We start from the raw sequence: 25,443 nt of genomic DNA, 5'->3' as shown, positions 1-25,443 counted from the left end.
CACGCCACCATTCACTACCAAGAAAGAGGACTGAGACATGAACGAGATTTTGGGCACCTTGAGCCCCCTCATCAGCATCGTTGGCACCATTTTGGGCGCCGTGCTGATCATCGCCACGCTGGGCTTTATCGGCCTGAAGTTCTACACCCTCTCCAGCAAAGAAAAGGCCTTTGTGCGCACCGGCGCGGGCAGCCAGAAGGTGGTGCTCAACGGCGGTGCTTTTGTCATCCCCGGCATCCACGAGATTGTGGAAGTCAATATGCGCACGCTGCGCCTGGAGGTGGACAAGCAGGGCCGCGAATCCCTGATCACCGCCGACCGCCTGCGCGTGGACGTGAAGGTGGAGTTTTATGTGCGGGTGAAGGCTGACGAAGAGTCGGTCGCCAACGCCGCCCAAACCCTGGGCCGCCTGACCATGGCCCCACCCGAACTCAAGGCCCAGGTGGAAGCCAAGTTTGTGGACGCGCTGCGCGCTGTGGCCGTGAAGATGCCCATGTACGACCTGAACGCCCAACGCGCCCAATTTGTGCAGCAGGTGCAGCAGGTGGTAGCCGAAGACATTGCCAAAAACGGCCTGGAGCTGGAGAGCGTGTCCCTCACCGCCCTGAACCAGACCCAGAAGCAATTCTTCGACCCGTCCAATGCCTTTGACGCAGAAGGCCTGCTGGTGCTGACCCGCGAGACCGAAGCACGCCGCAAAAATGTGAACGACATTGAGCAGGACACCGCGGTCGCGATTGAGACCAAAAACCTGGAGGCCACGCGCCTGCAACAGTCCCTGCGCAAACAAACCGAAGAGGTGCGCCTGAACACCGAGCAGGACATTGCCACACTGACCGCCAACCAGCAATCGGCCATTGCAGCCACCGAAGCGTCGGCCCGCAAGGACGCCGAGTCTGCCAAGATTGCGGCCGACCGCGAGATCCAGACCAACCGCATCGAAGCCAACCGCGTCACCGAAGAAGCCAATGTGCAGGCCAAGGCCGCCGTGACCATGCGTGGCCAAGAGCAAAACATTTTGGTAGCCAACAAGTCCAAGGACGAAGCCGCCGCCAAAGCATTGGCCGACGAGGCAAGGGCCAAGGCCGTGGCCGCCGAAGAAGCCGTGGAAACCGCCCGGCAGGTGGAAGTGGCCAACCGCAACAAGCAAGTGACTGTGGTGCGCGCCGAGGAGAAGGCCAAAGAATCTGCCATCAGCCTGGTGGTGGCTGCCGAGGCCGAAAAAGAAGCCGCCACCCACAAGGCCGAAGCCGCACGCATGGACGCCCAGGGCGAGCGTGACGCCTCGGTGCTGCGCGCCGAGGGCACGATTGCCGAGGGCAACGCCACCGCCGAAGCTCTGGTGAAGAAAAATCAGGCGCAAAACGAACTATCGGCCGAACAGATTGCCCTGCAGGTGAGACTGGCGGTGCTGGCAGCCTTGCCGGCCATCGTGGAGCAAAGCGTGAAGCCGCTGCTCAATATCGACTCGATTCGCATTGCCGAAGTGGGCGGCTTGTCGGGCGCCAGCAGCAGCAGCAGCAACTCGGCCAACGATGCACAGGGCGGCACATCTGGCGGCGGCCTGAGCGACCAGGTGGTGGCCAGTGCCCTGCGTTACCGCACCAATGCCCCGGTGGTAGACGCGCTGTTGGGAGAAGTGGGCCTGAAGAGCGGGGGCGACATGTCGCAACTGCTGGCGGGCGCCCTCACCTCTTCGTTCGTGGCCCAAGAGGCAACGGCGGAACCCAGCGCCAGTTGAAGGCAGGGGCACCAAGCCCCAGCCGGGCGGGCCTCAGACTTGCCCGCCCACCACCTCGTTGGCGGTGCGAAACGCCTCCACCGATGTGGGCACGCCGCAGTACACCGCGGCGTGCAAGAGCACCTCTTGAATCTCTGCCGCTGTGGCGCCGTTGTTCAACGCGCCGCGCACATGGCCCTTCAGTTCATTTTGTTTGCCCAGCGCGGTCAGCATGGCCACGGTGATCAGGCTGCGGGTTTTCAAGTCGAGCCCCGGGCGCTGCCACACATCGCCCCAGGCAGCCCGCGTGATGTGCTCCTGGATGGGCGCGGTGAACGGCGTGGCATTGGCAAAGGCGGCCTCCACAAAGGTCTCACCCATCACCTGGGTGCGCATGGCCAGGCCTTTGTCAAAGGCTTCGGGCTGGGTGGAGTGGGGCAAACAGTCAGGGTCCAGGGGCATGGAGGGCTCCATCAGGGCAAAGGTGGCAATGCCCGTGATGGTAGCCGCGGCATCAGCCGCCGTGCCACTGCGCCAAGTTGGCCAGGGTGGCGATCAGGCCACTGCCCCAAATAGCCAAGCCAAGGGTTTTCTGAATCTGTGCCATGGTGGGTACTCCGGTTGCGCGAGGGGGTTCGCAGTAGGATGAATGGTAGGCAGCTGCACTGCATGTGTACATTCAATTAAAGCCATTGCAGCAATAGCTTTTATAAAAACAGGAGACTCCCATGGCCACCCCCCGCTACCCCCTGCCCGACCTCAACACGCTGCCGGAAGACATCCGCACCAAGATTTTGGAGGTACAAGAAAAGTCCGGCTTTGTGCCCAATGTGTTCCTGGCCTTTGCCCTCCGCCCGGCCGAGTGGCGCGCCTTCTTTGCCTACCACGACGCGCTGATGCTGCGCGAAGGCAGCAGCCTGAGCAAGGGCGAGCGCGAGATGATCATCACGACCACCAGCGCAGCCAACCACTGCCTGTACTGCGTGGTGGCCCACGGTGCCATCTTGCGCATCTATGAGAAAAAACCGCTGGTGGCCGACCAGGTGGCGGTGAACTACCGCAAGGCCGACATCACACCCCGCCAGCGCGCCATGCTGGACTTTGCGATGCAAGTCTGCACCGAGAGCCACACCGTGGAAGACGCCGACTTTGAAGCGCTGCACGCCCACGGTTTTGACGACGAGGACATCTGGGACATTGCCGGTATCACGGCCTTCTTTGGCCTGAGTAACCGCATGGCCAATGTGACCAGCATGATGCCCAACCCCGAGTTTTACCTGCTGGGCCGCGTGCCCAAGGCCAAGTAGGCGCTATCTATTTAATAGCTGCTTGCGCATATGGAATAAAGGCTAGAGGCCAATTTCTCTTAAAAATCGCCATGTTCCACCACCCACTCCGCACCTTGGTCAGCGCAGCGCTGCTGGCCGCCACGCTGGCGGGCTGCGCCAGCGCCCCCCGGGCCTGGCGCTACGAAGTGCCCGCGCAACCCGAAGGCGCAACTGGCAACACCGCCAAGCCCGGCTGGGCCACCCGCCGCGATGCCGTGGCCGCGGCCAACCCACTGGCCACCGATGCCGGCCGGCAGGTGCTGCGCGCAGGCGGCAGTGCGGTGGACGCGGCGATTGCGGTGCAAATGGTGCTGGCCCTGGTGGAGCCGCAAAGCAGCGGCATTGGCGGTGGCGCCTTTTTGCTGCACTTTGATGGCAAGACCACCCAGGCCTTCGACGGCCGCGAGACCGCCCCAGCCGGCGCCATGCCGCGGCTGTTTCTGGACGACAGCGGCCAGCCGCTCAAATTTGCAGAGGCCGTGGTCGGCGGTCGTTCTGTTGGCGTGCCCGGTGCCGTGGCCATGCTGGCCCGGGCCCACCAGCAGCACGGGCGCCTGCCCTGGGTCCAGCTGTTCGCACCGGCCATCACGCTGGCCACACAGGGCTTTGCCATCAGCCCGCGCATGGCTACGCTGCTGGCCAGCGAGCCGCACCTCCAAAAAGACCCGGTGGCTGCCGCCTACTTCTACGACGCCACCGGCAAACCCTGGCCCGCCGGCCATGTGCTGCGCAACCCGGAGCTGGCGGCGGTGTTGCAGCGCATTGCCAATGAAGGGCCGACGGCTTTGCTGCAAGGCGAGGTGGCGCATGCCATCGCCCGCAAGGTGCAGGACCACCCCAGCAACCCCGGCACACTCACCACCCAAGACCTGGCCCGCTACCAGCCGCTGGTGCGCGAGCCGCTGTGTTTTGACTACGCCGTCAAGGCCACGGCGCGGGACTACCGCATCTGCGGCATGCCGCCCCCCAGCTCGGGCGCCATCGCCATCGGCCAGATCCTCAAGTTGCTGGACAGCACCCCGGCCGACCGCCTGCCCCTGGCGCAAGGCCTGCCCAGCGCCGACTGGTTGCACCTCTACACCGAAGCCTCCCGCCTGGCCTTTGCCGACCGCGCGCAGTTTGTGGCCGACCCGGCCTTTGTGCAGGCACCTGCGGGCAACTGGCACAGCCTGCTGGCCCCCGCCTACCTGGCCCGCCGTGCCAAGGCCATCGACGCCAGCCCCGCCGGCCAAAGCATGCAAACGGCCCTGCCCGGCAACCCGGCTGCAGCACCTCTGGCCTATGCGCCCATGCCCCAGCAGCTGGAGTACGGCACCTCGCATATCTCGGTGGTAGACGCCTATGGCAATGCACTGGCCATGACCACCACCATCGAAGACGCTTGGGGTTCGCGCCAGATGGTGAACCGCGGTGTGGGTCTGGGGGGCGGTTTCTTGCTGAACAACCAGCTCACCGATTTCAGCTTTCTGCCCACCGGTACAGACGGCCTGCCCATTGCCAACCGCGTAGAGCCCGGCAAGCGCCCGCGCTCCAGCATGTCGCCCACGCTGGTGTTTGACAAGGCCACGGGTCAACTGGTGATGAGCGGGGGCAGCCCGGGCGGCGCGCTCATCATCCACTTCACCGCCAAAACGCTGTACGGTGTGTTGCACTGGGGTCTGAACACCCAACAGGCGATCGACCTGCCCAACTTCGCCTCGCTGAACGGCCCCACACTGCTGGAGGACAAGCGCTTTGACGCCACCACCCTCAGCGCCCTGAAGGCGCGGGGCCACACGGTGGTCGAAATCCCCATGCCCAGCGGTCTGCAGGCCATCCAGCGCACGCCGGGGGGCTATTTCGGCGGCGCGGACCCGCGGCGCGAGGGGGTAGTGCTCGGGGATTGAGCGGGGGCATTTATATGCCAAATTGGCAACTAGCCCATGTGGAATATGCGCTAGCAGCTATATAAACCATAGCAAAACTAAAACCTGGTCTGCAATTCCGCGCCGGGCCGCCAAGCGGAATTAGCCCCCTTGGGGGGCAGCGACCCGCGTAGCGGCGGAGCGTGGGGGCCACGTTCCTACAATCACCCCATGGCCATCCCGCAAACCTTCATCCAGGAACTGATCGCGCGTACCGACGTGGTGGAGATCGTGGGCCGTTATGTGCAGCTCAAGAAGGGCGGCGCCAATTTCATGGGCCTGTGCCCCTTCCACGGCGAGAAGTCGCCCTCGTTCTCGGTCAGCCCCACCAAACAGTTCTACCACTGCTTTGGCTGCGGCAAGAACGGCAACGCCATCAGCTTTTTGATGGACCACGCGGGCATGACCTTCATTGAAGCGGTGAAGGACCTGGCCGGCCAGTACGGCATGGTGATTCCCGAGGAAGAAGGCAGCCCGCAGGATCGCGCCCGCGCCCAGGAGCAGCGCCAAAAACAGAACACTCTGACCAGCGTGCTGGAGAAGGCCGGCGACGCCTACAAGCGCGGCCTGAAAGAGTCGCCACGCGCCATTGAGTATTTCAAAGGCCGTGGCCTCTCCGGTGAAATCGCCAAGCAGTTCGGCCTGGGCTACGCGCCCGAGGGCTGGCGCAGCCTGGCCAGCATCTTCCCGCAGTACGACGACCCGCTCTTGGTGGAGAGCGGTCTGGTCATCCTGCACGAGGCCGAAAACGGCGGCGAGGAAAAGCGCTACGACCGCTTCCGCGACCGCGTGATGTTCCCCATCCGCAATATCAAGGGTGAATGCATCGGCTTTGGCGGCCGCGTGCTGGGTGATGAAAAGCCCAAATACCTCAACTCCCCCGAAACCCCGGTCTTCAGCAAAGGCCGCGAGCTCTATGGCCTGTTCGAGGCGCGCAGCTCGCTGCGCGAGTTTGGCTATGTGCTGGTGACCGAAGGTTATATGGACGTGGTGGCACTGGCGCAGCTGGGCTTTCCCAATGCGGTGGCTACGCTGGGCACGGCCTGCACCAACGAGCACGTGCAAAAGCTGTTCCGCTTTACCGACGCGGTGGTCTTCAGCTTCGACGGCGACGCCGCCGGCCGCCGCGCCGCGCGCAAGGCGCTGGACGGGGCCCTGCCTTTTGCCACCGATGTGCGTAGCATCAAGTTTCTGTTCCTGCCTGCCGAGCACGACCCCGACAGCTTTATCCGCACTTATGGCCAAGAGGCGTTTGCCGACTACGTGTCCAAGGCCACGCCGCTGAGCCGCTTCCTGGTCGAAGCCGCACAGGAAGGCTGCGACCTGAGCACCGCCGAGGGCCGTGCCCATATGTCCAGCAACGCCAAGCCGCTGTGGACGCAGCTGCCCGATGGCGCGCTGAAGCTGCAGCTGTTGGCTGAAATCGCCAGCCTGGTGCAGCTCAGCAGCAGCGAGCTGGGGTCGCTGTGGGCCAGCGCCACTGCCAAACCGGCGGCCGAACCCCAGCGCCGCAAGAGTGCCCCACCCCAGCCGTACGACGGCCCACCCGACGATGGCCACTTTGCCTACGAAGAGCCGGCCGAGCCCTGGATTCCCCAGGAAGAGTGGAAGAAGAAAAACGACTGGAAAAAAGAAGGCTGGACCCCGCGCAGTGGCAAATGGGAAGGCAAAGGCGGCGGCCGTTTTCCGCCACGTGAGCCCCGCCCCAGCGGCCCGCGCGCCAAGCTAGACAGCCGGGCCGACCACGCCGCCCGCATCTTGCTGAGCCACAGCGAGCTGTGGGAGGTGCTGACCAGTGAAGACCACGCCCTGCTGTGCGAGCTGCCCTCACCACATGGCGATCTGTTTATCTGGCTGGAGGGCCAGTTGCACGAGCACGGCCCGGTATCGCGCGGCACCTTGAAAGATGAAATTGTGGGCCACCCGGCCGAAGACCTGGCGCTGCGCCTGCTGGCCGGCCCCAGTGTGGCCAGCGAGCCGATGACCGAATCCGGCCCCGAGCTGCGTGACCTGCTCAACCGCATGCTGATTGACCGCATCAAGGAACAGGAAACCGAGGCCATCGCAGCCTCCGCCCATGATGCCGGCGCCCTGCAGCGCTACCGGGAGCTGCAGCTGCGCCGCAAGCAGCTGGAGCTGGCCGTACAGCCCAACGCGGCAGCGGCCGGCTAAATGCCGTCAGCGCACCAATAGCCGCGCGCTATTTGGCGGCCTTCAGCAGGTACTTCTGCCGCAGCTGGGTGTAGCGCCCGTCATTGCGCAGCTTCTGCAAGGCAGCATTCAAGCGTTTGGCAACGTCAGGGTCCACTGACAGGTTCAGGCCGTACCAGTAGTTCAGGCTGTCATCCAGCACCAGCGCCGGTACCAGGTCGGCGGGGTCAATGCCGGCATTTTTGGCGTTGTAGGCGGCAGCCCAGTCCAGCGACACCAGTAGGTCAAACCGCTTGGCGATGAACTTGCGCATGTTCTGCTCGTCGTTCGCCCCCTGCTCCAGCCCCGAGGCGGCGCCGTCCGTGGGCATGGGCACAAAACCTTGCTTGATGAGATTTTTGGTCGCTGCTGATTCCAGCGTGGTGCCAATCCGGTAGTTCCGGACATCGTCCAGCGTCTTGGGCTGGATGTCGGTGCGGTCTGCCCATTTGTAAAGCAGGATGCGCCGCGGCCCGATCGGCCCCACCCAGCGAAACAGCGGCTCACGTTCGGGGGTGCGCACCAGCGAGTACAGCACCGTGTCGCCCGGCTTGGTGGCGCGGTCATAGGCCCGCACCCAGGGCAGCAGCTGTTTTTGCAGGGAAATACCGGCGTCAGCGGCCATCAGGTCCAGCAACTCGCTGGCAAAGCCGGTGATCTTGCCATCCTGCTCGTAGTTCAGCGGGGGCAATGACTCGGTCAATGCCTGCAAAACCGGTGTCTGGGGCTGTGCAGAAGCCCATGGCCCACCCGCCAACAGGGCCACCAGAAGCAGAACACCATTGAATAAATACATTTACAAACTATAATGCTGGATTATTTCGGCAAGAGCGACAGCAGCACCTCCGGGCTAGGCCACACGTTGACACCAAGTCACAACCGGCCACCTCACCGCAAGGACTGCACCCCAAATGATCGCCCTCCCATCTTGCCACAGGGGTATTACTGCCCCGTCTTGCCACCTACTTCGCCCACCGCGTGATGTAGCTGGTGCCTGATCTGTTTGCCAGTTTTTTTGTTGACCTGAGGTTTTTGCATGCCCGCTTCAAAATCCGCCAAGCCTGTCCAGCCTGCCAGCAAGTCCGCCCCGAAGACCGATAAGAAAGCCTCCTCCGTGTCCGCACCCAAATCCAAAGCCGCCCAGTTAAAAGAGGCTGCCGACGCGCTTCTGGCCGCCGCAGAAACGCCCGCCAAAAAGAAAGCCGGCCGCCCCGCCAAAGCCGCGGCAGACGAATCCTCCGCTCCGGCAAAAACCACGACCGGCGCCAAGCGCGGTCGCAAGCCCAAGGCTGCGGCTTCCGAGTCCGGTGGTGACGACATGGACATGTCCGACATTGAAGCGGACTTGGTAGGTGAGCCCGAAGCTGCGGCCGCAACGCCCGGCGAGAAGGTCAAACCCCTGCGCATGAAGATCAGCAAGGCGAAAGAACGCGCCTTGATGAAGGAATTCGGTCTGGACGAGACCGTGCTGTCCGAAGAAGACATGGCCAAGCGCCGCGCGCGCCTGAAGGCCCTGATCACACTGGGCAAGACCCGCGGTTACCTGACCCACGGCGAAATCTCCGACCACTTGCCCGACAAGCTGGTGGATGCGGAAACGCTGGAAGTCGTGATCTCCATGTTGAACGACATGGGCGTGGCCGTTTACGAACAGACACCCGACGCAGAAACCCTGCTGCTGAACAACAACGTTTCTACTGCTGCGACGGTGGAAGAAGCCGAAGAAGAAGCCGAAGCCGCTTTGTCCACCGTGGACAGCGAGTTCGGCCGCACCACCGACCCCGTGCGCATGTACATGCGCGAAATGGGCACCGTGGAGCTGCTGACGCGCGAAGGCGAAATCGAAATCGCCAAGCGCATCGAAGGTGGCTTGATGTTCATGATGGAGGCGATCTCTGCATCGCCCGCCACCATTGCCGAAATCCTGCGTCTGGGCGAAGAAATCCGCGAAGGCAAGGTTGTCATCACCACCATCGTTGACGGTTTCTCCAACCCCAACGAGGCCGACGACTATGTGGCCGAAGAAGACTTTGACGAATTTGACGAAGCCGACGATGACGACGGCAAGGGCGGCTCCAAGGCGCTGACCAAGAAGCTCGAAGAGCTGAAGAAGCAGGCGCTGGAGCGCTTCGACAAGATGCGCGAGCTCTTCGAGAAGGTTCACAAAATCTACGACAAAGAAGGCTACGGCACACCCGCCTACGTGAAGGCCCAGAAGGCCCTGAGCGAAGAGCTGATGACCATCCGCTTCACCGCCAAGGCGATTGAAAAACTGTGCGACATGGTACGTGGCCAGGTGGACGATGTGCGCAAGAAAGAGCGCGAGCTGCGCCGCATCATTGTGGACAAGTGCGGCTACCCGCAAGAACACTTCATTGCCGACTTCAGCGGTCGCGACAAGGCCGGCAACAAGGTGGCCTCCAACCTGCTGAACCTCAAGTGGATTGAAAAACAAGCGGCCTCCGGCAAGCCATGGGCTGCCGTCATGGGCCGCAACATTCCGCCGGTGCAAGACCTGCAGCAAAAGCTGATGGACCTGCAAGCCCAGGTGGTGGTGCCTTTGGACCAGCTCAAGGACATCAACAAACGCATGAACGAGGGTGAATACGCCTCGCGCGCGGCCAAGAAGGAAATGATCGAGGCCAACCTGCGCCTGGTGATCTCCATCGCCAAGAAGTACACCAACCGCGGCCTGCAGTTCCTCGATTTGATCCAGGAAGGCAACATCGGTTTGATGAAAGCGGTGGACAAGTTCGAATACCGCCGCGGTTACAAGTTCTCGACCTACGCCACCTGGTGGATTCGCCAGGCCATCACCCGCTCCATTGCGGACCAGGCGCGCACCATCCGTATTCCGGTGCACATGATCGAAACCATCAACAAGATGAACCGCATCAGCCGCCAGCACCTGCAGGAGTTTGGCTTTGAGCCCGATGCCTCGGTCTTGGCCGAGCGTATGGAGATTCCGGAAGACAAGATCCGCAAGATCATGAAGATCGCCAAAGAGCCGATCTCGATGGAAACGCCGATTGGTGACGATGACGACAGCCACCTGGGCGACTTCATCGAAGACAGCGCCAACACCGCGCCTATGGAAGCTGCCATGCAGGCCGGCCTGCGCGATGTGGTCAAGGACATTCTGGACAGCCTCACGCCACGCGAAGCCAAGGTGCTGCGCATGCGTTTCGGTATCGAGATGACGTCGGACCACACGCTGGAAGAAGTGGGCAAGCAGTTCGACGTGACCCGCGAACGCATCCGCCAGATCGAAGCCAAGGCGCTGCGCAAGCTCAAGCACCCCAGCCGTTCGGACAAGCTGCGCAGCTTCACCGACACGTTGTAAACCGCTCGCTTTGAGCGAAATAGCGCCCCAGTCCGCATGAAACATGCGCGGGGCGCTATTTTTTTGATAGTCCATTAGCCCGCATTGCTCTCATGGCCCACGAACAACCGTACCGACTCGCCGGCGTGATGGGATGGCCCGTCGCCCATTCCCGCTCCCCCATCCTGCACAACCATTGGATCGCCGAGCACGGCCTGCGCGGCGCCTATGTGCTGTTGCCCGTACAGCCCGAGAAGATAGAGCAGGCCCTGCGCGCCCTGCCGATACTGGGCTTTGCCGGCTGCAACCTGACCATCCCGCACAAGGTGGCGGCCATGGCCATCGTGGACCATCTGGAGCCGCTGGCCCAGCGCATCGGCGCGGCCAATACCATCGTAGTGGGGGCCGATGGCTCGCTGACCGGCCGCAATACCGACGCCTTTGGTTTTATCCAGAGCCTGCGCGATGCCCAACCCAACTGGCGCGCCGATGCCGGAGCTGCCTGCGTGGTGGGCGCCGGTGGTGCTGCGCGTGCCGTGATTGCGGGCCTGCTGGACGAAGGCACCACCGAAGTCCGCCTCACCAACCGCAGCGATGCCAAGGCCGTGGACATGGCCCAAGAGTTCGGCCCCTTGGTGCACGCTGTCCCTTGGGCGGAACGCCATGCAGCACTGGAAAGCGTGGCCTTGCTGGTGAACACCACCAACCAGGGCATGCACGGCCAGGCCGCGCTGGACCTGCAACTGGACGCACTGCCCACCACCGCCCTGGTGTCAGACATCGTCTACGTGCCACTGGAAACACCGCTGCTGCGCGAAGCCCAAGCCCGTGGCAACGCCACCGTGAATGGCCTGGGCATGTTGCTGAACCAGGCACGCCCGGCGTTTGCAGCTTGGTTTGGCCCCCTGCCTGCCATCTCCCCGACCCTGATGGACAAGGTGCTGGCCAGCTTTTAGCACCTAGCGGGGGGCCTTGGCGGCGCGCTCCTGCACAAAGCCAAAGGCGAACTGCAGCACCTCTTCGAGTGAGAGCTCAATGGCATGGCGCTCCTGCTCGGTCAGGTAGAACATCATGTCCACATCGTGGCGTACATAACGCGCGGGCAGCCGGTTCAGGGCTACACAGGCCACATCGGCCAGCATGTCATTGGTGAAAGTGGGGTGCGCCTGGGCGCGGCGTACCACTTCTTCAAATACCAGACGCTCGTAGTAGTTGTGGACTTGTTCGAAATTGAAATTCATGGATGTCTCCGCAAGATACTCACCCCAAGAGGGCCTTGCAAAGAACGTTAGCACCTCCCCTGCGCACTGGCAAGAGCGGCTACACACCCTCGGCGGCCGGGCATTCCGGGTGTTTTTAGGGGGTGTTGCCCGAAAAACATACGCCAGCAGCTATGAAACTTGTAGCAGCCGAAAATCTGCGCTATAGTTTCTGCTCATTTCAGCGGTTGTGGCCCCACGGGCGCAATCTGTCACGGTACAGACAAAAGGGTAAGGTAATGAGTGCAAAAGAAACGATCGCAGTGGGACAACTGTTGGGATTGCTGGAATCCCGCTATGCGATTCGCGTTTTGTGGGCCTTGCGCGACGGCCATGCACAAACCTTCCGCCTGCTGCAAGACAGCGTGGGCGGTATCACCCCCAACACCCTGAACACCCGTATCAAGGAACTGCGCGAAGCCGGCCTGCTGACCCATGGCAGCGACGGTTATGTGGTCACCGCTGCTGGTGCCGACCTGCTCAAGCGCCTGGGCGACCTGCAGGCTTTTGCCGTGAAGTGGTCCACCAGCCTGGCCAAAAAGGCCAAGTAAGCCGGGCCGGCGCAGGCCGGCGGCAAGCACCCACCAGACAGGCTTGGCCTGTCTTTTTTTCGTCTGCGGCATAATTTAGGGCTTTTCAGCCCTCCAGCGCACGCCCCATGTGCGCGAGCAGCTACTCTTTTTATAGCAAACAAGGAACTCCCCATGCCAACCACCGCCAGCGGCCTGCAATTTGAAGACACCGTCGAGGGCACCGGCCCTGTGGCCACCAAAGGCCAAAGCGTCACCGTGCATTACACCGGCTGGCTCTACAACGACGGCACCCAGGGTGCCAAGTTCGACTCCAGCAAAGACCGCAATGACCCGTTCGTGTTCAGCCTGGGTGCCGGCATGGTGATCCGCGGTTGGGACGAAGGCGTGGCCGGCATGAAGGTGGGTGGTGCCCGCACCCTGATCATTCCCGCAGCCCTGGGCTACGGCGCGCGCGGCGCTGGCGGCGTGATCCCTCCCAACGCCACCCTCAAATTTGATGTGGAATTGCTGGGCGTATCGGGCTAAAACCCCTTGAAACTGCGCTCCCGGACACCATCTGGGGCACATTCCCGCCTAACTTCGATCCAAACGCATGTCTGACACCTCCTCTACCCCTACCCCCAACCCTACGGCCGCCAATTACCAAAGCACCGAGGACATGGTTGCAGCCCAGGCCGCCAACGAGGCAGATGCCCTGACCCAAGCCCAGGCCGAGCTGGCCACCCTGCAGGCCAAGAGCAGCGAGCTGGCGGACCAGTTTCTGCGCGCCAAGGCCGAGGCCGAAAACGCCCGCCGCCGCGCCGAAGACGAAATCGCCAAGGCCCGCAAGTTTGCCGTCGAGTCGTTTGCGGAGAGCATGTTGCCCGTGGCCGACAGCCTGGAAGCCGGTCTGGTGATCAAGGACGCCACCCCCGAGCAAATCCGCGAGGGCGCCCAGGCCACGCTGCGCCAGCTGGTAGCGGCGCTAGAGCGCAACAAGGTCATCGCCATCGCCCCTGCTGCAGGTACCAAGTTTGACCCGCACCAGCACCAGGCCATCAGCGTAGTGCCGGCTGAGCAGGACGCCAACACCGTGGTGAGCGTGCTGCAAAAAGGGTATTCGATTGCTGACCGCGTGTTGCGCCCGGCCCTGGTCACTGTAACTGCCGCCAAATAAAGCAAGCGCTCTAAAAAATACCACTTTGGGCCTTGGGGGCTCTTGAAAGTCCAAAAGTACCCCACACCTTATCCACATCTGAATTTTTAAGTTAGCAGGAGTAAATCATGGGAAGAATCATCGGCATTGACTTGGGTACCACCAACAGCTGCGTGGCCATCATGGAGGGCAACACCCCCAAAGTCATCGAGAACGCAGAAGGCGCACGTACTACACCGTCCATCATTGCGTACCAGGAAGATGGCGAAGTGCTGGTTGGCGCGTCCGCCAAGCGCCAGTCGGTGACCAACCCCAAGAACACCCTGTACGCGGTCAAGCGCCTGATCGGCCGCAAGTTCACAGAAAAAGAAGTGCAAAAGGACATCGACCTGATGCCCTACACCATTGCCGCAGCCGACAATGGCGACGCCTGGGTGGAAGTGCGCGGCAACCGTATGGCCCCCCAGCAGGTCAGCGCCGACATTTTGCGCAAGATGAAGAAGACCGCCGAAGACTACCTCGGCGAAGAAGTGACTGAAGCCGTCATCACGGTGCCGGCCTACTTCAACGACGCACAGCGCCAGGCCACCAAGGACGCCGGCCGTATTGCCGGTCTGGATGTGAAGCGCATCATCAACGAGCCCACCGCTGCCGCTTTGGCTTTCGGTATGGACAAGAACGAAAAGGGCGACCGCAAGATCGCCGTGTACGACTTGGGTGGCGGTACGTTTGACGTGTCCATCATCGAGATCGCTGACGTTGACGGTGAAAAACAATTCGAAGTGTTGTCCACCAACGGTGACACCTTCCTGGGCGGCGAAGACTTCGATCAGCGCGTGATCGATTTCATCATCACCGAGTTCAAGAAAGAGCAAGGCGTCGATCTGTCCAAGGACGTGTTGGCCCTGCAACGCCTGAAAGAAGCCGCTGAAAAGGCCAAGATCGAACTCTCCAGCAGCTCGCAGACCGACATCAACCTGCCTTACATCACGGCAGACGCGTCCGGTCCCAAGCACCTGAACATCAAGCTGACTCGCGCCAAGCTGGAGGCCCTGGTGGAAGAGCTGATCGAGCGCACCATTGCGCCGATCCGCACCGCCTTGAAGGATGCCGGCGTGTCGGCCTCCGACATCCATGACGTGATTCTGGTGGGCGGCATGACCCGCATGCCCAAGGTGCAAGAGAAGGTCAAGGAACTGTTCGGCAAGGAACCCCGCAAGGACGTGAACCCTGACGAAGCCGTGGCCGTGGGCGCTGCGATCCAGGGCCAAGTGCTCTCGGGTGACCGCAAGGACGTGTTGTTGTTGGACGTGACACCTCTGTCTCTGGGTATTGAAACCCTGGGTGGCGTGATGACCAAGATGATCACCAAGAACACGACCATCCCCACCAAGTTTGCACAGACCTTCTCCACTGCCGAAGACAACCAGCCGGCCGTGACGATCAAGGTGTTCCAGGGTGAGCGCGAAATCGCTGCCGTGAACAAGATGCTGGGTGAGTTCAACCTCGAAGGCATCCCACCCTCGGCCCGCGGTACCCCGCAAATTGAAGTGTCGTTTGACATTGACGCCAACGGCATCTTGCATGTGGGTGCCAAGGACAAGGGCACCGGCAAGGAAAACAAGATCACGATCAAGGCCAACTCCGGTTTGTCCGAAGCAGAAATCCAGCAAATGGTGAAAGACGCCGAGCTGAACGCTGCCGATGACAAGAAGAAGCTGGAACTGGTGCAGGCCAAGAACGAAGCCGATGCCAATGTGCACAGCGTCAAGAAGAGCCTGACCGAGTACGGCGATAAGCTGGAAGCCGGCGAAAAAGACGCTATCGAAGCCGCGATCAAGGACTTGGAAGACACCCTCAAGGGCGACGACAAGGACGCAATCAAGGCCAAGAGCGAAGCGTTGATGGCTGCTAGCCAAAAGCTGGGCGAGAAGATGTACGCCGATATGCAAGCCAAGCAGGCGGCTGAAGGTGGCGAGCAAGCGGCGCCCGAGCAAGGTGCTCAGGCGTCCTCCAAACCCGCGGACGATGACAACGTGGTGGACGCGGAAGTCAAGGAAGTCAAAAAAGGCTGATTGCGCGGACACGCGCAGCTGAAAGATGCCGCGTTGAACGCCTGCTGGGGTTCAACGCGGCTTTTCTGTTGTAAACGGGCACAGAGACACACATGGCCAAACGAGACTATTACGAAATCCTGGGCGTTGCCAAAAACGCCTCCGAGGACGAGATTAAAAAGGCCTATCGCAAGTTGGCGATGAAGCACCACCCTGACCGCAACCAGGGCGATGCGGCCAAGGCCGCCGAAGAAAAGTTCAAGGAAGGCAAAGAAGCCTACGAGATGTTGTCGGACGCGCAGAAACGCGCTGCCTACGACCAGTACGGCCACGCCGGTGTGGACCCCAATCGCGGTGGCGGCGGGGGCGGCGAGGGTTATGGCGGTTTTGCCGAAGCCTTTGGCGACATCTTTGGCGACATGTTCGGCCAACAGCGCGGCGGTGGTGCGCGCGGAGGCCGCCAGGTCTACCGTGGCAGCGACCTGAGCTACGCCATGGAAGTGACGCTGGAAGAGGCCGCCCGCGGCAAGGACGCACAAATCCGCATCCCGAGCTGGGACAGCTGCGACACCTGCAAAGGCAGCGGCGCCAAGCCCGGCACCCAGGTCAAAACCTGCGGCACCTGCAATGGCGCTGGCACGGTGCAAATGCGCCAGGGTTTCTTCAGCGTGCAACAGACCTGCCCCACCTGCCGCGGCAATGGCAAGGTGATTCCCGAGCCTTGCATCGCGTGCAGCGGCCAAGGCAAGATCAAGCGCCAGAAGACGCTGGAAGTCAAAATCCCCGCCGGCATCGACGGTGGCATGCGCATCCGCAGCGCAGGCAACGGTGAGCCCGGTACCAACGGCGGCCCGCCCGGCGACCTGTACATCGAGATCCGCCTGAAGAAACACGACATCTTCGAGCGTGATGGCGACGACCTGCATTGCTCGGTGCCCATCAGTATCGTCACCGCATCGCTGGGTGGCGAGATTGATGTACCCACGCTAGCTGGCAAGGCCGCGATCGATATTCCGGAAGGCACCCAGACCGGCAAACAGTTCCGCCTGCGTGGCAAGGGCATCAAGGGCGTGCGCTCCAGCTACCCCGGTGACCTCTACTGCCACATTGCGGTCGAGACCCCGGTCAAACTCAGCGAGCACCAACGCAAGCTGCTCAAGGAGTTGGACGAGTCCTTCAAAAAGGGCGGCAGCAAACACTCACCCTCGGGTGACAGCTGGACCGATCGTTTGAAGAGCTTCTTTAGCTGATCCAGGTCAAGAAAAGCGGGACTCCCCCGCGCTCTTGGCAAGCCGCCCGGTCTATAAACGACCCGGCGGCTTTTTTCTTGGAGGACTCCATGGGCGTTTCCATCACCTTTCTCGGCGCAGCGGGCACGGTCACAGGCTCCAAGTATCTAGTGCGCTGCGGTGATCAGTCCCTGCTGGTGGACTGCGGCTTGTTCCAGGGCTACAAACAGCTGCGCTTGCGCAACTGGACACCACTGCCCATCGCGCCCGACCAAGTGGACGCGGTGTTACTCACCCATGCGCACCTGGACCACAGTGGCTACCTGCCATTGCTGGCCAAAGAAGGCTACCGCGGCCCCATCTATGCCTCGTCCGGCACCCGCGATCTGTGCCGTGTGTTGCTGCCCGACAGCGGGCACATCCAGGAAGAAGATGCCGCCTTTGCCAACCGGCACGGCTTCTCCAAACATACCCCCGCGCTGCCGCTTTACACCCGCCAGGATGCCTTGGACTGCCTGCCACTGATCAAAACCGTGCACCAACGTAGTACCTTTCAACCCCTGCCCGGCTGGCGTGCCACCTTCCAGCCGGCTGGCCATATCCTGGGCGCGTCCAGCATCTTGCTGGAAGTCGCAGGGCGCAGAATTTTGTTTTCCGGCGACCTGGGGCGCCCCGATGACTCCCTGATGAACCCGCCGGATGCGGCTCCGGCCGCCGACACTGTGTTGATCGAATCCACCTACGGGGACCGCTCCCACCCACAGGACAACCTGCTGGCCGAATTGGGGCCGGCCCTACAACGCTTGGCGGCGCGCGGCGGCGTGGCCGTGGTGCCTGTGTTTGCCGTTGGGCGCGCACAAGCCCTGCTGCACGCCATAGCCCAACTCAAGGCCAACGGCACCCTGCCCCACGGGCTGCCCGTGTTTCTGGACAGCCCCATGGCAGTGCACACCACCCATTTGTTTGAACAGCACCCCGGCGAACACCGGCTGAGCAGTGACGCAGTGCATGCCATGACCCATGCCGCCACCATGGTCAATAGCACCGATGAATCCAAAGCCCTGGCGTCACGCCATGGACCCATGGTCATTCTCTCAGCCAGCGGCATGGCCACCGGTGGCCGGGTACTGCACCACCTGGCCCACCACGCGGGCAACCACCGCAACATGGTCATCCTCACGGGCTACCAGTCGCCCGGCACGCGCGGTGCCACACTGGCCAGCGGCGCGCGCACTGTGCGTATCCACGGCCGCGACGTGGAGGTGCATGCCGAGATCGTGCAACTGGAGTCGGCCTCTGCCCACGCCGATGCCACACAGCTGCTGGACTGGCTGCGCAACAGCCCCAGCCGCCCCGACCAGGTGTATGTGGTGCATGGCGATCTGGAAGCCGCCGACACCTTGCGGGCGCGCATTGAGCGCGAGCTGCACTGGCGTGCACTGGTGCCCGAACACGGCTCCACCTGGCCCTGCTGAACACCACACACCCCCTGCCCCAAGGCACAATTGCACCATGCCCTCCCCCCGTTACCTGACCGCCGCTTTTTACAAGTTTGTGGACCTGCCCGACTACGCCGAGCGCAAGCCTGCGCTGCTGGATTTTTGTGAATCACACCAGGTCAAAGGCCTGATTTTGCTGGCCCGTGAAGGCATCAACAGCACCATTGCCGGTGCGCCCGACGATGTACATGCCGTCTTGGCCTATCTGCGTGCTGACCCGCTGCTGGCCGACCTGCAGCACAAAGAATCGTTTGCGGACAAGGCACCGTTTTACCGCATGAAGGTGCGCCTGAAAAAGGAAATCGTCACCATGCAGGTGGACGGCATCAGCCCCACCCAGATGGCCGGCACCTACGTGAAACCCGAAGACTGGAACGCGCTGATCTCCGATCCGGATGTGGTGGTGGTAGACACCCGCAACGACTACGAAGTGGACATTGGCAGCTTTGCTAGCGCCATCAACCCCCATATCAAGACCTTTGCCGAGCTGCCCCAGTGGGTGCAGCAATCGGAGCGACTGCACCCCCCAAGCGGTAAAAAACCCAAGGTCGCCATGTTTTGCACCGGAGGGATCCGCTGCGAAAAGTCCACCGCCTACATGCGGGCACAAGGTTATGACGAGGTCTACCACCTGGAGGGCGGCATCCTCAAATACCTCGAAAACATTCCACCCGCGCAAAGCCTCTGGCAAGGTGAATGTTTTGTGTTCGACGAGCGCGTCTCGGTGGGCCACGGCCTGGTGCCCGGCCACCATGGCCTGTGCCGCGCCTGCCGCCAGCCGCTGGAAGACGGCGCCACCACATCGCCCCTGTATGAGGCGGGGGTGAGCTGCCCGCGCTGCCATGCCGCCACCAGCGACACCCAGAAAGCCAGTGCCCGCGAACGCCAGCGCCAGTGGGAGCTGGCCAAGGCGCGCCAGCAGGTGCACATCGGTGCCGTCTTGCCCCACAAGTCCGAGCCCTAAGGACACGGCATGCCGGTGCTCTACTCGTTCAGGCGCTGCCCGTACGCCATGCGTGCCCGCATGGCCCTGGCGGTCAGCCAGCAGACCTGTGAGCTGCGTGAGGTAGTGCTGGCGCAGAAGCCAGTGGCGCTGCTGCAGGCCTCTCCCAAAGGCACCGTGCCAGTGCTGGTGCAAGACGATGGCACGGTGCTGGAGCAAAGCCTGGAGATCATGTTGTGGGCACTGCAACGCCATGACCCCCACGCCTGGTTGCCCACTGATACAGACGCTTGGGCCAGCACCCACGCGCTGATCGCCCACAACGACGGAGCGTTCAAACGCCAGTTGGACCGCTACAAATACCCTGCACGCCACGGGCTAGAGAACGGCCAAACCGAACGGGATGCAGCAGCGCCTTGGCTGCAAACCCTGAACACCACACTCGCCCGCCAAGCCTATCTGGGCGGCGGCCAATGGGGCCTGGCGGATGCAGCCATCGCCCCTTTCATACGCCAATTCGCCCACACCGACCCTGCGTGGTTTGCTGCGCAAGCCTGGCCAAAACTGCAGGCCTGGCTGGGCAACTTTGAGACATCGGACACTTACCTGCGCTGCATGGACAAGTACACGGCCTGGCAACCTGGCCACGCAGCGACCTACTTTCCGCTAGTCTGATCGGGCTATTTACAAATCGTTACCAGAAACCGAGGCCGTACTTTGTAAATCTGCCGCTTTGGATGGTCCAAGACCTAGGGCGCGGGCATGGTCCATGCGATCATTCCGCATCAGAAATACAGTCGATGGACGAACGGATCGCCAGCCCCGGGGGCTGCGTCACCATTCAGCGGTACATGAGCGCATTTCAGCCTTTTTCAGCCAGCACCAGCACCCCGGAGTCGCGCGCGCAAGCGCTGCGTCTGGTGCGCGCCATGATGGGGAAAACGCTGGGCTATTTTGAAGACCGCGAAGACGCCCAGCTCAAACAAATCCGCACCCACTTGCTGGACCTGGCCGACAGCAAGCTGCCCCTGTTGCAATCCCAAAACCTGCGCACAGCAGCCGTGTTGCTGGACCGCCAGGCCACCACGTTCAAGCGTCTTTACCGCGAAGCACTGCAACAGTGTCTGCAGGAAGAGGTGCAGGCCGTCTGGCCCGAGATGGAAAAACTCGGGGCCAAACCCGCCCCAGCCAGCGACCACGCGCTGGACGGCATGACGCTGAGTTTGATTGATGTGGATGAGGTGCACCGCATCCTGCTGCTGGACCGGGTGGCCCAGCAGTTCAACACCCGCTACGAAAGCACCCTCAGCCCGCTCACACAAAAACTGGGGGCGCTGTTTGGCAACGAATCGCCCACCCTGTCGTCCAACCCGTTTCGCCCTGGTGTGCTGCTGGGTGCCTTCATGCGCGCCTGGGACAAAGGCGAGTTTGAGCCCCAAGCCACCGAACACCTGGTGCAAGCACTGGAGCCCGGCCACACCATGGACCTGGCGCCGCTCTACACCGACCTGGGCGCCACACTGACCCAGGCGGGCATTCAGGCCCAAACCGTACACCGCATTCGCAAGTCCGTGTCCTCGGCCTATGCCCCGCTGACGGGTTCGGCCCCCTTGGGAGACGCGAGCCAGAGCAGCCAGGTGCCGCTGCAGTCGGCACCCGCACCGCTCACGCAACACGCGGCCCTGGCCCCGGCAGGCGCCGAGCCTGCACGCAGCGCCTGGAGTGCGCTGGCCCCGGCAGGCCAACAAATTGCCACCCAGGTCAAAGCCTTTTTGCAACGTCTGGGTGTGGGCGCCGCACCCGGCAATGTCGGCACCACAGGGTCTTCTGCTGGCCATGGCGGCGCGGACAACGCCTATGCCGGTGCCGCCACAGCGGCCGGCGGTGCAGCCCGCCTGTACGACGGCGACACCAACGGCACTGAACACGGGTACGCCAACACCCTGCAACCCGCGGGCAACATGGTGCCGGCCGATCCGGCGCTGCTCAATTACCTGGGCCAGATGCAGGCGAACGCCGGACCTAACGCCTCGCGTTTCCAGTTTTTGCAGCCGCAAGACAGTCCGCACGGCCATCACAATGTGCTGCGCCAGATCCGCGAACAGGACGCGATTCGCCAGGCCCCCGAGCTGGACCGCGGCACGGTGGATGCACTGGCCGAGGTGTTTGACTACGTCTTTGCCGACCAGGCCATCCCCATGCAAATGAAGGTGGTGATCGGGCGCCTGCAGATTCCGGTGCTGCGCGCGGCCATGATGGACCGTGACTTTTTCTTGAGCAGCGAGCACCCCGCGCGCAAGCTAGTGGACACGCTGGCCTCGTCCTCCGTGGCCTGGACCCCAGAAAAAGGCGAAGAAGATCCGCTGTACCAGCGCATCGAACACACCGTGCAACGCGTGCTGCACGAGTTTGAAGACGACCTGACACTGTTCAGCCTGCTGCTGGCCGAGTTCACCGAGTACCTGTTTGAGAGCGAACAACAGGCACAGCAGCAAATCGAGCCGGTTGCCAACCAGGAACGCGACCAGGAAGCGCTGAACGCCGCGCTGGCCCATGCCGACGAAATCGTGCATGCCCGCATCAGCGCCCTGCCCGACAGCCTGCCGCTGGTGCCCTTCCTCAAGCCTTTTCTCACCACCGAATGGCGCCAAGTCATTGCCGCGGCCTGGATGCTGGAAGACAGCGAGCCTGGCCGCTGGAACGCGGCGCTGCAGACCATGGACCAGCTCATCTGGAGCACCCAGCCCAAGACCACCTCAGAGGAGCGCAAGGCCCTGGTCGGTGTGCTGCCCGATCTGGTGCGCGTCCTGAACGTGGAGCTGGATGCCATCGAGTGGTACGGCGACCCACGCGCCACCTTCACGCGCCGCCTGATCGGCACCCACATGCTGGCCATCCGCATGAAGGCGCCGCCCCCCATCGACACGCAAAGCGCGGCGCTGGAAGAAAGTGCGGGCGACGCTGCAATGGAGGCGCTGGACCAACGGCGTGCCACGCAGCTCACGGTGCACGACCCGGCGGCCATGGATGATTTTGACGGCAGCGCGCAGTTGCTGACGCGTGGCGTGTGGTTTGAAGTGGCCGAGCCCGACCTGCCCTCGCACCGCTGCCGTCTGAGTTGGGTCAGCCCCATGCGAACGCGTTTTTTGTTCACCAACCGCGAAGGCTTTGACGCCTTTGTGCGCAATGAACGTGAAGTGGCGGCCATGCTGCGCAACGGTGCGCTGCGCATGCTGGAGCAGGCGCCGATTGTGGAGCGTGCGCTCAACCGCCTACTGGCCGACAACGAGACCGAACTGCGCCTGCAGGCCTGAGCTCAGCCGGTCTTGCCTGCAAGACTGCTCTCAAAAAAATAGCGCATCGCGCAGACTGCGCGGGCGCTAGAGGCCTGAAAGGCTTGTAAATCAGGCGTATTCGCGGGCTAGCAACTGGGCCTTGGCCGCGGCGTACTCGCGCTTGAGCTGGGCCACATACTCACCCGCAGGCTGCACCTTGGTCACCGCACCAATGCCCTGGCCGCAGCCCCAGATGTCTTTCCAGGCCTTGGCGGAGGCACCGCCAAAGTTCATCTTGCTCGGGTCGCTCTCGGGCAGGTTGGCTGGGTCCAGGCCTGCGGCACGGATGCTGGGCGCCAGGTAGTTGCCGTGCACGCCCGTGAACAGGTTGCTGTAGACGATCTCGTCAGAGTCGTGGGCCACGATGGCATCCTTGTACTCCTGCGCAGCGCGCGCCTCTTCGGTGGCGATGAAGGCCGAGCCGATGTAGGCAAAGTCGGCACCCATGGCCTGGGCCGACAGCACGGCGGCACCGGTGGAGATGGAGCCGCTCAGCGCAATGGGGCCGTCAAACCACTGGCGAATTTCCTGGATCAACGCAAACGGGCTCTTCACACCCGCGTGGCCACCGGCACCCGCAGCCACGGCGATCAGGCCATCCGCGCCCTTCTCGATCGCCTTGTGGGCGTGTTTGTTGTTGATGATGTCGTGCAGCACCACGCCGCCGTAGCTGTGGGCCGCAGCATTGATCTCTTCGCGTGCGCCCAAGGACGTGATGATGATGGGCACCTTGTACTTCACACACAGGGCCATGTCGTGCTCCAGCCGGTCATTGCTCTTGTGCACGATCTGGTTGACGGCGAACGGCGCCGCCGGCTTGTCGGGGTGGGCTGCGTTGTAGGCCGCCAAGGTTTCGGTGATTTCCTTGAGCCACTCTTCCAGCAGCTCGGCAGGCCGCGCATTGAGCGCGGGCATGGAGCCCACCACGCCGGCGATGCACTGGGCGATCACCAGCTTGGGGTTGCTGATGATGAACAGGGGCGAGCCGATCACGGGGAAAGGCAGGCGGTCCAGGGGTGCAGGCAACTTCGACATGGGGAGTCCTCGGGTCAATCGGTTTTTATGAGAAATAAGGCGCTAGCCCACGTGCCTATTGCGCAAGCAGCTAGCGAATTTATAGCAATAGCAGCCTGATTTAGAACGCGTCCAGTGGCAACGCCGTCACGCTGTCAGCACCTTCCACAATGCTGTCGCGCAGGCCACCGGCCTTGCTCAGCAGGTGGTCGGCGTAGAAACGCGCGGTGGTGATCTTGGCTTGCATGAAGGGCACATCGGTACCGGCGGCAATCTGCTTTTCGGCCACCAGCAAGGCACGCGCCAGTTGCCAGCCCGCCATCAGGTTGCCAGCCAACATCAGATAGGGCACGCTGCCCGCAAACACGGCATTCGGGCTGGCCTTGGTGTTGCCGGCCACAAACTCCACCACGTCGATGAAGGCCAGGCGCGCGGCCTTCAAACGCTTGGCCACGGCCAGCGCGTGGGCGCTGCCGCTGGCGGCTAGTTCGGCTTCGGTCTTTTCGACCTGCGCGGCAATCCCCTTGGCGGTCTGGCCACCGTCGCGCGAAGTCTTGCGGCCCACCAGGTCGTTGGCCTGGATGGCGGTCGTGCCTTCGTAGATGGTCAAAATTTTGGCGTCGCGGTAGTACTGGGCGGCACCGGTTTCTTCGATAAAGCCCATGCCACCGTGCACCTGCACGCCCAGGCTGGTAACTTCCAGACTCATCTCGGTGCTGTAGCCCTTGATCAGCGGCACCATATATTCATAGAAGGCTTGGTTCTGCTTGCGCGTGTCCGCATCGGGGTGGTGGTGGGCCGCGTCGTAGGCGCTGGCGCCCACGCTGGCCAAGGCGCGGCAGCCTTCGGTGTAGGCGCGCATGGTCATCAGCATGCGCTTCACATCGGGGTGGTGGATGATGGGCGCGCTGGCGGCAATGGAGCCATCCACGGGGCGGCTCTGCACACGGTCTTTGGAGAACTGCACAGCCTTTTGGTAAGCGCGCTCGGCAATCGCGATGCCCTGCACACCCACGCCGTAACGCGCGGCGTTCATCATGATGAACATGTACTCGAGGCCACGGTTTTCCTGGCCCACGAGGTAACCAATGGCGCCACCGTGATCGCCGTACTGCAACACTGCGGTCGGGCTGGCCTTGATGCCCATCTTGTGTTCGATGGAGACGCAGTGCACATCGTTGCGCGCGCCCAGCGAGCCATCCTTGTTGACCATGAACTTCGGCACCACAAACAGGCTGATGCCCTTCACACCTTCTGGCGCGCCGGTCACGCGGGCCAGCACCAGATGGACGATGTTCTCGGCCATGTCGTGTTCACCCCAGGTGATGAAAATCTTGGTGCCAAACACCTTGTAGCTGCCATCGGCCTGCGGCTCGGCACGGCTGCGCACCATGGCCAGGTCCGAGCCGGCCTGGGGCTCGGTCAGGTTCATGGTGCCGGTCCATTTGCCGCTGACCAGGTTTTCCAGGTACGTGGCTTTCAGCTCGTCAGAACCGGCGGTCAGCAGCGCTTCAATCGCGCCGTCGCTCAGCAGCGGGCACAGGGCAAAGCTCATGTTGGCGCTGTTGACCATCTCACCACACGCGGCGCCAATGGTCTTGGGCAGGCCCTGGCCACCGAAGTCGGTGGGGTGCTGCAGGCCTTGCCAGCCGCCGTCGGTGAATTGCTTGAAGGCTTCCTTGAAACCTGGGGTGGCGGTGACCACACCGTCTTTCCAGCTCGACGGGTTCTTGTCGCCCTCCCAGTTCAGCGGGGCCAACACGCCCTCGGTGAACTTGGCGGACTCTTCCAACACCGCCTGGGCCGTGTCCAAACCGGCGTCTTCAAAACCGGGGAGTTGGGCAATCTGTTCGATGTTGGCCAGGTGTTCGATGTTGAACAGCATGTCCTTGACGGGGGCGACGTAGCTCATGGAAGTCTCCAAAAATTCTAGTTACAAGCGGGTTACGCAGGCCTTCAGACCAAAAAAAGGGCACCG

The 25,443-nt window shown here is 62.5% G+C and carries 20 protein-coding genes; 15 read left to right on the top strand and 5 right to left on the bottom strand.

What is annotated here, in order from left to right:
* The first annotated feature begins 37 nt into the window (after positions 1–37).
* Entirely contained in the window at positions 38–1,741 is a 1,704-nt protein-coding gene (locus tag AC097A_RS08255; protein ID WP_479620469.1) for a flotillin family protein, read from the top strand.
* 33 nt (positions 1,742–1,774) lie between these two features.
* Here the strand turns inward: AC097A_RS08255 and AC097A_RS08250 are convergent, their stop codons facing one another.
* Positions 1,775–2,182 carry a carboxymuconolactone decarboxylase family protein gene (locus tag AC097A_RS08250; RefSeq protein ID WP_479620468.1) on the bottom strand — a complete coding sequence of 136 codons (408 nt, stop codon included), beginning with the start codon at positions 2,180–2,182 and terminating at the stop codon, positions 1,775–1,777.
* A gap of 266 nt (positions 2,183–2,448) precedes the next feature.
* Here AC097A_RS08250 and AC097A_RS08245 point away from each other — a divergent pair, with 266 nt between their 5' ends.
* From AC097A_RS08245 to dnaG, 3 genes are all read left to right on the top strand, one after another.
* On the top strand, positions 2,449–3,027 hold the full coding sequence (locus AC097A_RS08245) for a peroxidase-related enzyme (RefSeq protein WP_479620467.1): 579 nt from the start codon (positions 2,449–2,451) through the stop codon (positions 3,025–3,027).
* A gap of 71 nt (positions 3,028–3,098) precedes the next feature.
* A complete protein-coding gene (locus tag AC097A_RS08240) occupies positions 3,099–4,934 on the top strand; it encodes a gamma-glutamyltransferase family protein (RefSeq protein ID WP_479620466.1) in 1,836 nt (611 codons plus the stop codon).
* A 189-nt stretch (positions 4,935–5,123) separates the two neighbouring features.
* Positions 5,124–7,124, top strand: coding sequence for a DNA primase (gene dnaG, locus AC097A_RS08235; RefSeq protein WP_479620465.1), 2,001 nt, complete (start codon positions 5,124–5,126; stop codon positions 7,122–7,124).
* 28 nt (positions 7,125–7,152) lie between these two features.
* Here dnaG and AC097A_RS08230 read toward each other — a convergent pair whose 3' ends face one another.
* Positions 7,153–7,938 carry a substrate-binding periplasmic protein gene (locus tag AC097A_RS08230; protein WP_479620464.1) on the bottom strand — a complete coding sequence of 262 codons (786 nt, stop codon included), beginning with the start codon at positions 7,936–7,938 and terminating at the stop codon, positions 7,153–7,155.
* Positions 7,939–8,178: 240 nt separating this feature from the next.
* Here AC097A_RS08230 and rpoD point away from each other — a divergent pair, with 240 nt between their 5' ends.
* Positions 8,179–10,485 carry an RNA polymerase sigma factor RpoD gene (gene rpoD, locus AC097A_RS08225; protein ID WP_105260453.1) on the top strand — a complete coding sequence of 769 codons (2,307 nt, stop codon included), beginning with the start codon at positions 8,179–8,181 and terminating at the stop codon, positions 10,483–10,485.
* A gap of 92 nt (positions 10,486–10,577) precedes the next feature.
* Positions 10,578–11,420, top strand: a complete 843-nt coding sequence (locus tag AC097A_RS08220; protein WP_479620463.1) for a shikimate dehydrogenase — start codon at positions 10,578–10,580, stop codon at positions 11,418–11,420.
* A gap of 3 nt (positions 11,421–11,423) precedes the next feature.
* Here AC097A_RS08220 and AC097A_RS08215 read toward each other — a convergent pair whose 3' ends face one another.
* On the bottom strand, positions 11,424–11,705 hold the full coding sequence (locus tag AC097A_RS08215; RefSeq protein WP_105260451.1) for a late competence development ComFB family protein: 282 nt from the start codon (positions 11,703–11,705) through the stop codon (positions 11,424–11,426).
* A 257-nt stretch (positions 11,706–11,962) separates the two neighbouring features.
* Between AC097A_RS08215 and AC097A_RS08210 the strand changes: the two genes are divergently transcribed.
* The 9 genes from AC097A_RS08210 (at position 11,963) to AC097A_RS08170 (ending at position 22,430) form a co-directional block, all read left to right on the top strand.
* Complete coding sequence (locus AC097A_RS08210) at positions 11,963–12,274, top strand: winged helix-turn-helix transcriptional regulator (protein ID WP_105260450.1); 312 nt, start codon at positions 11,963–11,965, stop codon at positions 12,272–12,274.
* Between the two features lie 153 nt (positions 12,275–12,427).
* The gene (locus tag AC097A_RS08205; protein WP_105260449.1) at positions 12,428–12,781 is read left to right on the top strand and encodes an FKBP-type peptidyl-prolyl cis-trans isomerase; all 354 of its coding nucleotides are present in this window, start codon (positions 12,428–12,430) and stop codon (positions 12,779–12,781) included.
* A 67-nt stretch (positions 12,782–12,848) separates the two neighbouring features.
* Positions 12,849–13,412 (top strand): nucleotide exchange factor GrpE, encoded by a 564-nt coding sequence (gene grpE / locus AC097A_RS08200; RefSeq protein ID WP_105260448.1) that lies wholly within the window; start codon positions 12,849–12,851, stop codon positions 13,410–13,412.
* 107 nt (positions 13,413–13,519) lie between these two features.
* The gene (dnaK, locus tag AC097A_RS08195) at positions 13,520–15,466 is read left to right on the top strand and encodes a molecular chaperone DnaK (RefSeq protein ID WP_105260447.1); all 1,947 of its coding nucleotides are present in this window, start codon (positions 13,520–13,522) and stop codon (positions 15,464–15,466) included.
* A 92-nt stretch (positions 15,467–15,558) separates the two neighbouring features.
* Entirely contained in the window at positions 15,559–16,695 is a 1,137-nt protein-coding gene (gene dnaJ, locus AC097A_RS08190; RefSeq protein ID WP_105260446.1) for a molecular chaperone DnaJ, read from the top strand.
* Positions 16,696–16,784: 89 nt separating this feature from the next.
* Positions 16,785–18,149, top strand: a complete 1,365-nt coding sequence (locus AC097A_RS08185; protein ID WP_479620462.1) for an MBL fold metallo-hydrolase RNA specificity domain-containing protein — start codon at positions 16,785–16,787, stop codon at positions 18,147–18,149.
* Between the two features lie 37 nt (positions 18,150–18,186).
* A complete protein-coding gene (gene trhO, locus AC097A_RS08180; protein WP_479620461.1) occupies positions 18,187–19,137 on the top strand; it encodes an oxygen-dependent tRNA uridine(34) hydroxylase TrhO in 951 nt (316 codons plus the stop codon).
* 9 nt (positions 19,138–19,146) lie between these two features.
* Positions 19,147–19,791 carry a glutathione S-transferase gene (locus AC097A_RS08175; RefSeq protein WP_479620460.1) on the top strand — a complete coding sequence of 215 codons (645 nt, stop codon included), beginning with the start codon at positions 19,147–19,149 and terminating at the stop codon, positions 19,789–19,791.
* A 125-nt stretch (positions 19,792–19,916) separates the two neighbouring features.
* Positions 19,917–22,430: a DUF1631 family protein gene (locus tag AC097A_RS08170; RefSeq protein ID WP_479620459.1), complete on the top strand. Its 2,514-nt coding sequence runs from the start codon at positions 19,917–19,919 to the stop codon at positions 22,428–22,430.
* Between the two features lie 90 nt (positions 22,431–22,520).
* Here the strand turns inward: AC097A_RS08170 and AC097A_RS08165 are convergent, their stop codons facing one another.
* Together AC097A_RS08165 and AC097A_RS08160 are read right to left on the bottom strand one after the other, a co-directional pair.
* Positions 22,521–23,486 carry an NAD(P)H-dependent flavin oxidoreductase gene (locus AC097A_RS08165; RefSeq protein ID WP_479620458.1) on the bottom strand — a complete coding sequence of 322 codons (966 nt, stop codon included), beginning with the start codon at positions 23,484–23,486 and terminating at the stop codon, positions 22,521–22,523.
* Positions 23,487–23,586: 100 nt separating this feature from the next.
* Entirely contained in the window at positions 23,587–25,377 is a 1,791-nt protein-coding gene (locus AC097A_RS08160) for an acyl-CoA dehydrogenase (protein WP_479620457.1), read from the bottom strand.
* Positions 25,378–25,443: the final 66 nt, after the last annotated feature.

This window comes from Rhodoferax sp. XS2R6 (assembly GCF_056521365.1).
The sequence above is the reverse complement of the archived record's forward strand: the minus strand, read 5'-3'. Positions and strand labels throughout refer to the sequence as shown.

Excerpts from the sequence above, each read along its gene's own strand:
- AC097A_RS08165 (WP_479620458.1), bottom strand. The coding sequence starts at position 23,486 with ATGTCGAAGTTGCCTGCACCCCTGGACCGCCTGCCTTTCCCCGTGATC.
- dnaG (WP_479620465.1), top strand. The coding sequence starts at position 5,124 with ATGGCCATCCCGCAAACCTTCATCCAGGAACTGATCGCGCGTACCGAC.
- AC097A_RS08250 (WP_479620468.1), bottom strand. The coding sequence starts at position 2,182 with ATGCCCCTGGACCCTGACTGTTTGCCCCACTCCACCCAGCCCGAAGCC.
- trhO (WP_479620461.1), top strand. The coding sequence starts at position 18,187 with ATGCCCTCCCCCCGTTACCTGACCGCCGCTTTTTACAAGTTTGTGGAC.
- AC097A_RS08255 (WP_479620469.1), top strand. The coding sequence starts at position 38 with ATGAACGAGATTTTGGGCACCTTGAGCCCCCTCATCAGCATCGTTGGC.
- rpoD (WP_105260453.1), top strand. The coding sequence starts at position 8,179 with ATGCCCGCTTCAAAATCCGCCAAGCCTGTCCAGCCTGCCAGCAAGTCC.
- AC097A_RS08160 (WP_479620457.1), bottom strand. The coding sequence starts at position 25,377 with ATGAGCTACGTCGCCCCCGTCAAGGACATGCTGTTCAACATCGAACAC.
- grpE (WP_105260448.1), top strand. The coding sequence starts at position 12,849 with ATGTCTGACACCTCCTCTACCCCTACCCCCAACCCTACGGCCGCCAAT.
- dnaJ (WP_105260446.1), top strand. The coding sequence starts at position 15,559 with ATGGCCAAACGAGACTATTACGAAATCCTGGGCGTTGCCAAAAACGCC.
- AC097A_RS08175 (WP_479620460.1), top strand. The coding sequence starts at position 19,147 with ATGCCGGTGCTCTACTCGTTCAGGCGCTGCCCGTACGCCATGCGTGCC.
- AC097A_RS08210 (WP_105260450.1), top strand. The coding sequence starts at position 11,963 with ATGAGTGCAAAAGAAACGATCGCAGTGGGACAACTGTTGGGATTGCTG.
- AC097A_RS08205 (WP_105260449.1), top strand. The coding sequence starts at position 12,428 with ATGCCAACCACCGCCAGCGGCCTGCAATTTGAAGACACCGTCGAGGGC.
- AC097A_RS08240 (WP_479620466.1), top strand. The coding sequence starts at position 3,099 with ATGTTCCACCACCCACTCCGCACCTTGGTCAGCGCAGCGCTGCTGGCC.
- AC097A_RS08230 (WP_479620464.1), bottom strand. The coding sequence starts at position 7,938 with ATGTATTTATTCAATGGTGTTCTGCTTCTGGTGGCCCTGTTGGCGGGT.
- AC097A_RS08185 (WP_479620462.1), top strand. The coding sequence starts at position 16,785 with ATGGGCGTTTCCATCACCTTTCTCGGCGCAGCGGGCACGGTCACAGGC.
- AC097A_RS08245 (WP_479620467.1), top strand. The coding sequence starts at position 2,449 with ATGGCCACCCCCCGCTACCCCCTGCCCGACCTCAACACGCTGCCGGAA.
- AC097A_RS08170 (WP_479620459.1), top strand. The coding sequence starts at position 19,917 with ATGGACGAACGGATCGCCAGCCCCGGGGGCTGCGTCACCATTCAGCGG.
- AC097A_RS08215 (WP_105260451.1), bottom strand. The coding sequence starts at position 11,705 with ATGAATTTCAATTTCGAACAAGTCCACAACTACTACGAGCGTCTGGTA.
- AC097A_RS08220 (WP_479620463.1), top strand. The coding sequence starts at position 10,578 with ATGGCCCACGAACAACCGTACCGACTCGCCGGCGTGATGGGATGGCCC.
- dnaK (WP_105260447.1), top strand. The coding sequence starts at position 13,520 with ATGGGAAGAATCATCGGCATTGACTTGGGTACCACCAACAGCTGCGTG.